At 69.0% G+C, this 8,492-nt stretch carries 11 protein-coding genes; 2 read left to right on the top strand and 9 right to left on the bottom strand.

All coding sequences use genetic code 11. From position 1 onward, the window contains the following. The 8 genes from ABNT58_RS21975 to ABNT58_RS21940 all read right to left on the bottom strand — a co-directional run. On the bottom strand, nucleotides 1-891 hold an 891-nt coding region (locus ABNT58_RS21975; RefSeq protein WP_348755539.1), incomplete at its 3' end, for a beta-ketoacyl-ACP synthase II. Nucleotides 892-901: 10 nt separating this feature from the next. After that, nucleotides 902-1,141, bottom strand: a complete 240-nt coding sequence (gene acpP, locus ABNT58_RS21970) for an acyl carrier protein (RefSeq protein ID WP_046114670.1) — start codon at nucleotides 1,139-1,141, stop codon at nucleotides 902-904. 91 nt (nucleotides 1,142-1,232) lie between these two features. Further along, nucleotides 1,233-1,973 carry a 3-oxoacyl-ACP reductase FabG gene (gene fabG, locus ABNT58_RS21965; RefSeq protein ID WP_348755538.1) on the bottom strand — a complete coding sequence of 247 codons (741 nt, stop codon included), beginning with the start codon at nucleotides 1,971-1,973 and terminating at the stop codon, nucleotides 1,233-1,235. Then, the gene (gene fabD, locus ABNT58_RS21960) at nucleotides 1,970-2,908 is read right to left on the bottom strand and encodes an ACP S-malonyltransferase (protein ID WP_348755537.1); all 939 of its coding nucleotides are present in this window, start codon (nucleotides 2,906-2,908) and stop codon (nucleotides 1,970-1,972) included. Before fabD ends, fabG begins: the two co-directional genes overlap by 4 nt. 32 nt (nucleotides 2,909-2,940) lie before the next feature. Next, a complete protein-coding gene (locus ABNT58_RS21955; protein WP_348755536.1) occupies nucleotides 2,941-3,930 on the bottom strand; it encodes a beta-ketoacyl-ACP synthase III in 990 nt (329 codons plus the stop codon). Further along, the gene (gene plsX / locus ABNT58_RS21950) at nucleotides 3,927-5,036 is read right to left on the bottom strand and encodes a phosphate acyltransferase PlsX (protein ID WP_348755535.1); all 1,110 of its coding nucleotides are present in this window, start codon (nucleotides 5,034-5,036) and stop codon (nucleotides 3,927-3,929) included. Before plsX ends, ABNT58_RS21955 begins: the two co-directional genes overlap by 4 nt. Nucleotides 5,037-5,185: 149 nt before the next feature. Beyond that, the gene (rpmF, locus tag ABNT58_RS21945) at nucleotides 5,186-5,368 is read right to left on the bottom strand and encodes a 50S ribosomal protein L32 (protein WP_250197493.1); all 183 of its coding nucleotides are present in this window, start codon (nucleotides 5,366-5,368) and stop codon (nucleotides 5,186-5,188) included. An 83-nt stretch (nucleotides 5,369-5,451) separates the two neighbouring features. Continuing rightward, complete coding sequence (locus ABNT58_RS21940; RefSeq protein ID WP_348755534.1) at nucleotides 5,452-6,015, bottom strand: DUF177 domain-containing protein; 564 nt, start codon at nucleotides 6,013-6,015, stop codon at nucleotides 5,452-5,454. A gap of 38 nt (nucleotides 6,016-6,053) precedes the next feature. Between ABNT58_RS21940 and ABNT58_RS21935 the strand changes: the two genes are divergently transcribed. Next, nucleotides 6,054-6,656: a Maf family nucleotide pyrophosphatase gene (locus tag ABNT58_RS21935; protein ID WP_348755533.1), complete on the top strand. Its 603-nt coding sequence runs from the start codon at nucleotides 6,054-6,056 to the stop codon at nucleotides 6,654-6,656. Further along, nucleotides 6,653-7,414, top strand: coding sequence for a ribosomal RNA small subunit methyltransferase I (locus ABNT58_RS21930; protein WP_348755532.1), 762 nt, complete (start codon nucleotides 6,653-6,655; stop codon nucleotides 7,412-7,414). Before ABNT58_RS21935 ends, ABNT58_RS21930 begins: the two co-directional genes overlap by 4 nt. A 185-nt stretch (nucleotides 7,415-7,599) precedes the next feature. On the opposite strand, the gene ABNT58_RS21925 is transcribed toward ABNT58_RS21930, so the two are convergent. Beyond that, nucleotides 7,600-8,492: DEAD/DEAH box helicase (locus ABNT58_RS21925; protein ID WP_348755531.1), on the bottom strand; the 893-nt coding region annotated here is incomplete at its 5' end.

Below are 8,492 nucleotides of genomic sequence, written 5' to 3'. Positions count from 1 at the left end.
AGCATCGATCCGTGCGTTGCGCAGCGCCGCCAGCATCGACCGCTTGGGGCCGTCGACGTTGGGCGCGGTCATGTGGAACGCGTCCGCTCCCATGCCGTAGCCGATCAGTTCGGCGTAGATCTTGGCGCCGCGGGCCCTGGCATGCTCATACTCCTCGAGCACCAGTGCGCCACCGCCCTCGCCCAGCACGAAGCCGTCGCGGCCCTTGTCCCAGGGGCGGGACGCGGCAGCGGGATTATCGTTGCGGGTGGACAGCGCACGTGCGGCCGCAAAGCCACCAATGCCCAGTGGCGACACCGTGGATTCGGCACCGCCGGCCACCATCACGTCGACGTCGCCGTACTCGATCAGGCGCGCAGCCTCGCCGATGCAGTGCAGGCCGGTGGTGCAGGCGGTGACGATCGCCAGGTTCGGGCCGGTGAAGCCGTACCTGATGGACACATGCCCCGAGATCATGTTGATGATCGATGCGGGCACGAAGAACGGGGAAATCCGGCGCGGGCCGCGTTCGGTGTAGTCCTTGTGGGTCTGCTCGATCATCGGCAGGCCGCCGATGCCTGAACCCACGAGCACACCAATGCGCTCGGCCGTCTGCTCGTCGAGCGCTTCCCCGGTGGGGATCCCCGAGTCCTGCACGGCCTGGATGGAAGCGGCCATCCCGTAATGGATGAACGTGTCCATGTGCCGGGCTTCCTTGCCGGGGATGTAATCCTCGATGTTGAAGCCCTTGACCTCACCCGCGAAGCGGCAGGCCATGGCCGACGCATCGAACTTGGTGATGTTGGCGATGCCCGAACGGCCGGCCACCAGGTTGGCCCACCCTTCGGCCACGCTGTTGCCCACCGGGCTGACCAGCCCCAGGCCCGTGACGACGACGCGACGACGAGTCATGGAAACCGACTCAGGCCTTCTGGTGGTTGACCGCGTAGTCGATCGCCAGCTGCACGGTGGTGATCTTCTCGGCTTCTTCGTCGGGGATCTCGATGCCGAACTCGTCTTCGAGGGCCATCACCAGTTCGACCGTGTCGAGGGAGTCGGCGCCCAGGTCGGCCACGAAAGCCTTTTCGTTGGTGACGTCGGACTCAGGCACGCCGAGTTGTTCGGCAATGATCTTCTTGACACGGGCTTCGATATCGCTCATTCGCTCCTCCTGGAACATACAAAACGGCCCGGAGTTTACGCGCCCTGCAGGCGGGGCCTGCGGGGGCGTCCGGTCGGGCCGACCCGGTCCATCAGTTCATGTACATGCCGCCGTTGACATGCAGCTCGCTGCCGGTGATGTAGCCGGACGCGGGCGATGCCAGGAAAACGACCGCATCGGCCACTTCCTGCACCGCACCCAGCCGGCCCAGCGGAATCTGGGACAGCAGTGCGGTTTTCTGCGCTTCGGGCAGCACTTCGGTCATGTCGGTGGCGATGAATCCCGGCGCCACGCAGTTCACGGTGATGCCGCGGCTGCCCAGCTCACGGGCCAGGGCACGCGTCATGCCAGCCACGCCGGCCTTGGCGGCCGCATAGTTGGCCTGGCCGGCATTGCCGGAAGCGCCCACCACCGAAGTGATGTTGACGATGCGGCCATAGCGCTGCTTCATCATCGTGCGCATCACCGCGCGGCTGGTGCGGAACACGGCCTTGAGGTTGGTGTCCAGCACCGCATCCCAGTCCTCGTCCTTCATGCGCATGGCCAGCGTGTCGCGCGTGATGCCCGCGTTGTTGACGAGGATGTGCAGGCCGCCGAATTCCTTGGTCAGCGCGTCGACGGCGGCTTCCACCGCCGCTGCGTCGTTGACGTTGAGGGCCATGCCCCGGCCGCCGTGCGGCGCCAGTGCTTCAGTGATCGCGGCAGCGCCGGACTCGGTGGTGGCGGTGCCGATCACCTTGACGCCATGGGCAGCCAGCGCGCTGGCGATGCCGCGGCCGATGCCGCGCGAGGCGCCGGTGACCAGCGCCACTTGTTCGTTGAAGGTCTTCATGCCACCAGCCTCTTGGCTTCTTCCAGCGATGCGGGGTCGAACACGGTGGTGGCCTGCACCTCGGGCTCGATGCGCTTGACCATGCCGGCCAGCACCTTGCCTGGGCCGCATTCGATGATGACCTGGGCGCCCTGGGCGCGCAGCGCCTGCACCACCTCCACCCAGCGCACGGGGCCGAAGGCCTGCTCGTACAGCGCCTGGCGGATGGCCTGGGGGTCGGTCTCGATCGTCACACGGATGTTGTTGACCACCGGCATCTGCGGCGAAAGCAGCGTGGTGGCGGCCAGGCGCTCCTTCAGCCGCTCGGCCGCCGGCTTCATCAGGCTGGAGTGGAAAGGCGCGGACACCGGCAGCGGCAGCGCGCGCTTGGCGCCCTTGGCCTTGAGCACTTCACAGCCCTTTTCCACGCCGGCCTTGGTGCCGGCGATCACGGTCTGCTTGGGGTCGTTGAAGTTGACGGCTTCCACCACCTCACCGCTGGCCTGCGCGGCCTCGGCGCAGCCTTCGCGCACGGCTGCGGCGTGCACGCCCAGGATGGCGGCCATGGCGCCGGTGCCCACCGGCACGGCCTCCTGCATGGCCTGCGCGCGGAAACGCACCAGGGGCAGCGCATCGGCCAGCGTCAACGCACCGGCAGCCACCAGCGCGCTGTACTCGCCCAGCGAATGGCCGGCCACCCAGGCCGGCTTCAGGCCGGTTTCAGCGAGCCAGGCGCGGTAGCAGGCGATGCCTGCGGCCAGCATCACCGGCTGGGTGTTGGTGGTCAGGTCGAGCTGTTCCTTGGGGCCGGCCTGGATCAGGCGGCCGATGTCCTCGCCCAGCGCGGTGGAGGCTTCTTCCAGCGTCTGGCGCACGGCGGGGTGGTCGCCCCAGGCGTCGAGCATGCCGACGGCCTGCGAGCCCTGGCCAGGAAAGACGAACGCAAACGATGTCATCGCGTGACTCACGAAAGATGGAGGGGCGGCGCTCAGAAGTCGAGCAGCACGGCGCCCCAGGTGAAACCACCGCCGACGCCTTCCAGCATCAGGGTGTCGCCGCGGCGGATGCGGCCGGAACGCACGGCACTGTCCAGCGCCAGCGGAATGGACGCGGCGGAGGTGTTGCCATGCTCGTCGACGGTGACGATGACCTTGTCGGCGGCCAGCTTGAGCTTGCGCGCCGTGCTTTGCATGATGCGGATGTTGGCCTGGTGCGGAATCAGGAAGTCGATGTCCGACGCCTCGCGGCCGGCCTTGGCCAGCACCGCGCGCGCCACGTCTTCCAGCACGCCCACGGCCAGCTTGAACACGGCCGGGCCGTCCATCTTCAGCAGCGGGTCGCCCAGGATGGCGCCGCCCGACACATGGCCCGGGGTGCACAGGATGTTCAGGTGGCGGCCATCGGCATGCAGCTCGCTGGCCACGATGCCGGGCTCGTGGCTGGCTTCCAGCACCACGGCGCCGGCGCCGTCACCGAACAGCACGCAGGTGGTGCGGTCGTTGAAATCGAGGATGCGCGAGAACACCTCGGAACCCACCACCAGCGCCTTGCTCGCGGCACCGGTGCGGATCATCGCGTCGGCCACCGTCAACGCATAGACGAAGCCCGAGCACACCGCCTGCACGTCAAAAGCGGGGCAGCCATGCACACCCAGCTTGTTCTGCAAGATGGTAGCGGTGGATGGGAACACCATGTCCGGCGTGGACGTGGCGACGATGATCAGGTCGACGTCGGCCGCGGTGATGCCCGCGGCCTGCAAGGCGGCGACAGAGGCATGCAGTGCCAGATCGCTGGCGCCCACCTCGGGCTCGGCGAAGTGGCGCGCGCGGATGCCGGTGCGCTCGACGATCCAGGCGTCGGAGGTTTCCAGGCCGCGCTGCGCGAGCTGGGCCGCCAGGTCGTCGTTGGTGACGCGGCGCGGCGGCAGGTAGCTGCCCGTGCCGGCAATGCGGGAATACCGGGGTGTGGATGAAGTCATGCGGCTTGGACGGTGTCGTCGGCACCGCCGGCGACCGGCTGGGCATTCAGCGCCTGCAGCGTGTCGAGGATGCGGTCGTGGACCCGGTCCAGCAGTCGGTTGCGGGCGGCATCATACGCCCGGGTGAGCGCCTGTTCGAAACCGAAGGCATCGGCCGAACCATGGCTCTTGAACACCAGCCCGCGCAGACCCAGCAGTGCGGCACCGTTCATGCGGCGCGGGTCGACACGCGTCTTGAAGTGACGCAGCACGGGCAAGGCGATCAGCGCAGCGAACTTGGCGAACGGCGTGCGGGTGAATTCCTGGCGGATCATGTCGCTCAGCATCGAGGCCAGCCCCTCGGCCGTCTTCAGGGCCACGTTGCCCACGAAGCCGTCGCACACGACGATGTCGGTGGTGCCCTTGAAGATGTCGTCGCCTTCCACGTTGCCATGGAAGTTGAGGTGACCCCGGGCCGCCGCCTCGCGCAGCAGCTCGCCGGCGCGCTTGATGGTGTCGCTGCCCTTGATGACTTCTTCGCCGATGTTGAGCAAGCCCACACTGGGGTCGGCCTTGCCGCTGGCGGCACCCACCAGCGCACTGCCCATCACCGCGAACTGCAGCAGGTGTTCGGCCGAGCAATCGACGTTGGCACCCAGGTCGAGCACGGTGGTGAAACCGTCGAGCCGGTTGGGCATGACGGTGGCGATCGCCGGGCGGTCGATGCCGTCCAGCGTCTTCAGCACGTAGCGGGCCACGGCCATCAAGGCGCCGGTGTTGCCGGCCGACACGCAGACGTGCGCCAGCGGCTCGGCACCGGCCTCGGCCGCCTTCAGCTGGTTGATGGCCACGCGCATGGAAGAGTCGCGCTTGCGGCGCAACGCCACCTCAACCGGGTCGTCCATCAACACGGTTTCGCTGGCGTGCACGCAGGTGACGCGGGGCCATGCAGCCGCCGGGGCCAGGGCCTCGGGCGTGCCGACGAGCACCAGCTCAGCCTGCGGGTGTGCCGCCAGGAAGGCCTGGCACGCCGGCAAGGTGACGCTGGGGCCATGGTCGCCGCCCATGCAATCGACGGCGACACGCACGCGTGGCAGCGGCGTCAAGGCAGATGAGGACAAGGACATCGCCGGCTGGGCAGTGGAACCGGGTGGCAGCGCGCGCGGCAGTACGCACACAAGGCGGCGCTACGACCACACTGCCGACGCCGCCATGCGCGCGCCGGCCACCGAAGCCAAAACGCCGGACATGCAAGGCACGCCCGGCAGCGCCATCATCAGGTGTCCGACTTGGTGCGAAGCACCTTGCGGCCACGGTAGAAGCCGGTGGGGCTGATGTGGTGACGCATGTGCGTCTCGCCGGTGGTCGGCTCGATCGCGATGCCCGGCACGGGCAGCGCGTTGTGCGAACGGTGCATGCCCCGCTTGGAGGGCGACTTCTTGTTTTGCTGGACGGCCATGAGGTTCTCCTGGTGGCGCCAGACAAGTTACGGGCGGCGCCTTCGCGAAAAGCCGATGATCATAACATGACCTGCGAAGGTCGTCAGCTGCCTTTGTTGTCGCGCTTGAGTTGGGCCAGTGCCGCGAAGGGGTTCACCTTCTCTTCGGGCGGCAGTTCGTCCTCGGAAGGCTCCACGGCCATGGGCAGCGGATCGGGGCACTGCTCATGCCGCGGCACCAGGGGCAGCGCCAGCAACAGCTCATCTTCCACCAGCTCCTGCAGGTCGAGCCAGCGCGGCAGCGCCAGCACGTCGTCGTCGCTGTCGGCATCCAGCTGCGCGGCCAGCTGCTCGTCGCCCACAAAGCGCAGCCAGTTGTCGAGCTCCACCGGGATGACCACGGGCGCCAGGCAGCGCTGGCATTCACGGGGCACCTGCGCATGGGCCTGCAGATGCAGCCACACCTGCGGCTCGCCACCCTTGACGGGCCGGCGCTCGCCATGGGCCGACCACTGCACCGCGGGCAGGGCAACGCCCTCTGCGGTGGCGGGCGCGTCTTCGGCCACGCGGGCCAGGTCGCTCAACGGCCATTGGCCGGACAGTTCGCCACCCTGGGTGGCAAAGGCCGCCACGTCCAGGCGGCGGGGGTCGTGTTCTCCAGGCTTCATGCGGGCAGTGTAGACGGGGGCCGATGGACAATGGCCGCATGGACGAACCCCGCCCCGCCCTCATCCTGGGCTCCACTTCCCCCTACCGCCGCGAGCTGCTGGAACGTCTGCGGCTGCCCTTCTCCGTCATTCGGCCCGAGGTGGATGAAACGCCCTTGCCCGGCGAAGCCCCGGCCGACCTGGCCCTGCGTCTGGCCCTGGCCAAGGCCCGCGCGGCGGCCCGCATCGCGGGTGGCCAGCATGCCGACCCGGTGGTCATCGGCTCCGACCAGGTGGCCGACCTCAACGGCCAACCACTGGGCAAGCCCGGCAACCATCAGTGCGCCACCGAGCAGCTGCGGCAGATGCGCGGTCGCACGGTGCTGTTCCATACCGCGGTGACGCTGCTGCGGCCCGCCACCCGCTACGAGCAAACGGTGATGGCCACGGTGACCGTGCGCTTTCGCCCGCTGCAGGACGAAGAGATCGAGCGCTACCTGGCCGCCGAGCAACCCTACGACTGCGCCGGCAGTGCCAAGGCAGAAGCCCTGGGCATCACGCTGCTGGAAGGCATCGAGTCGGACGACCCCACCGCGCTGATCGGCCTGCCGCTGATCCGCACCTGCGCGCTGCTGCGCGAAGCCGGGCTGCAACTGCCATGACGGGCACCTTGTACCTGGTACCCAACACGCTGGACTTCGGCACCGGCGATGCGCAGCAACCGCCCGACATCGAGGACACGCTGCCGATGGGCGCGCTGAAGGTGGCCGCCGCCCTGCCCCACTGGGTGGCCGAAAACGCCAAGACCACGCGCAGCTTCCTCAAGCGCGTGGGTCAGCGGGTGCCGCTGAGCCGGCCGCTGCAGGAGATCGGCATCGTGGAACTGCCGCGCCCGCCCAAGGGTGGCGCCGCGGTGGCCGCACCCAACCTGGCCCCGCTGCTGGCGCCGGCGCTGGCCGGGCATGACCTGGGCCTGATTTCGGAAGCCGGCCTGCCGGCCGTGGCCGACCCCGGCGCCTTGCTGGTGGCAGCGGCCCACGCCGCCGGCGTGCCGGTGCGGCCGCTGTCGGGGCCCACCTCATTGCTGCTGGCTCTGTCGGCCAGCGGGCTCAATGGGCAGAGCTTTGCGTTCGTCGGCTACCTGCCGGTGGAGGCGGGCGCGCGCATCGCGCGGCTGCGTGAGCTGGAGGTGCTGTCGCGCAAGCAGCAGCAGACGCAGCTGATGATCGAGACACCCTACCGCAACGGCGCGCTGCTGTCGGCGATGCTGCAGGCGCTGGCGGGGGGCACGCGGGTGTCGATCAGCGTCGGGCTGACGCTGGAAGGCGGCTGGACACGCACGCTGACGGTGGCCGACTGGAAGCGGCAGGGGGTGAGCCTGCCGGATCGCGTTCCGGCGGTGTTCTGCCTGCTGGGCTGAGGTGAGCCCCCAAGCTCGCGTTGCTCGCTGCCCCCCAAGGGGGCGCAGGTTCCTTGGGGCGGCCCGGCGGAACCTGACGCCGGCCCCCAAGCTCGCGTTGCTCGCTGCCCCCCAAGGGGGCGCAGGTTCCTTGGGGCGGCCCGGCGGAACCTGACCTTCGGCCGCCAGGGCGACCGCCGTGGGCGTCAGGCCTTCTGGCCGCCGCCCAACAGCGCCGCCACCTTGCGCTTGCTGCGGATGTTGGGGCTGAGGCCCCGCGCCGCGGGCACCGTGGCGGCGGCGCCCTTTTCCCAGGCGGGCGGCGAATCGGAGGTGCTGGGCTCGTAGGGCTTGTCGAAAAACGGGTCAGCCGGCGGCGCCGCCGAACCGTAGCGGCGCCCCGAAGGCGCTGCACGCTCGTAATTGCGCTCGGCCGGGCGCTCGGCGCGCTCAGAACGCTCACGCGGCGCCGCATCGTCGAACTCACGCGGGCGGAAGCGGCGCGGACGGTCGTCTTCCAGCTCGAAGGGTTCGAGGTCGATCTTCTTCTTGATGAGCTTTTCGATGTCGCCCACCAGGCGCGCGTCGTCGCGCGTGACCAGCGTGACCGCGATGCCCGATGCGCCGGCACGGCCGGTGCGGCCGATGCGGTGCACGTAGTCTTCGGCGTTGAAGGGCACGTCGAAGTTGAAGACGGCCGGCAGGTCGGCGATGTCCAGGCCGCGGGCGGCCACGTCGGTGGCCACCAGCACGTCCACTTCGCCGCGCTTGAAGGCTTCGAGGGACTTCAGGCGCTCATCCTGCGACTTGTCGCCGTGCAGGGCCGCGGTCTTGAGGTCGTCGCGCTCGAACGAACGCGCCAGCCGGGCCGCGCCCAGCTTGGAATTGACGAACACGATGGCCTGCGAAAGCTTGCGGTCGCGCAGGATCTGGCACACGACCCGGCGCTTGTCGTCGTCGGACACGCTGAAAAAGCGCTGCTCCACATTGGTGGCGGTGGCATTGGGGCGGGCCACTTCCACCAGCTCCGGGTCCTGCAGGTAGCTTTGCGAGAGCTTCTTGATCTCGGGCGAGAAGGTGGCCGAGAACAGCAGCGTCT

Source organism: uncultured Aquincola sp., assembly GCF_964001545.1.
Lineage (GTDB): Bacteria > Pseudomonadota > Gammaproteobacteria > Burkholderiales > Burkholderiaceae_C > Aquincola.
This window is presented reverse-complemented; position numbering and strand designations above follow the sequence as displayed.

What these genes read in the sequence shown, in the direction of transcription:
- fabD (WP_348755537.1), bottom strand. Translation starts at nt 2,908, where the DNA reads ATGACATCGTTTGCGTTCGTCTTTCCTGGCCAGGGCTCGCAGGCCGTC.
- ABNT58_RS21940 (WP_348755534.1), bottom strand. Translation starts at nt 6,015, where the DNA reads ATGAAGCCTGGAGAACACGACCCCCGCCGCCTGGACGTGGCGGCCTTT.
- rpmF (WP_250197493.1), bottom strand. Translation starts at nt 5,368, where the DNA reads ATGGCCGTCCAGCAAAACAAGAAGTCGCCCTCCAAGCGGGGCATGCAC.
- acpP (WP_046114670.1), bottom strand. Translation starts at nt 1,141, where the DNA reads ATGAGCGATATCGAAGCCCGTGTCAAGAAGATCATTGCCGAACAACTC.
- ABNT58_RS21930 (WP_348755532.1), top strand. Translation starts at nt 6,653, where the DNA reads ATGACGGGCACCTTGTACCTGGTACCCAACACGCTGGACTTCGGCACC.
- fabG (WP_348755538.1), bottom strand. Translation starts at nt 1,973, where the DNA reads ATGAAGACCTTCAACGAACAAGTGGCGCTGGTCACCGGCGCCTCGCGC.
- plsX (WP_348755535.1), bottom strand. Translation starts at nt 5,036, where the DNA reads ATGTCCTTGTCCTCATCTGCCTTGACGCCGCTGCCACGCGTGCGTGTC.
- ABNT58_RS21955 (WP_348755536.1), bottom strand. Translation starts at nt 3,930, where the DNA reads ATGACTTCATCCACACCCCGGTATTCCCGCATTGCCGGCACGGGCAGC.
- ABNT58_RS21935 (WP_348755533.1), top strand. Translation starts at nt 6,054, where the DNA reads ATGGACGAACCCCGCCCCGCCCTCATCCTGGGCTCCACTTCCCCCTAC.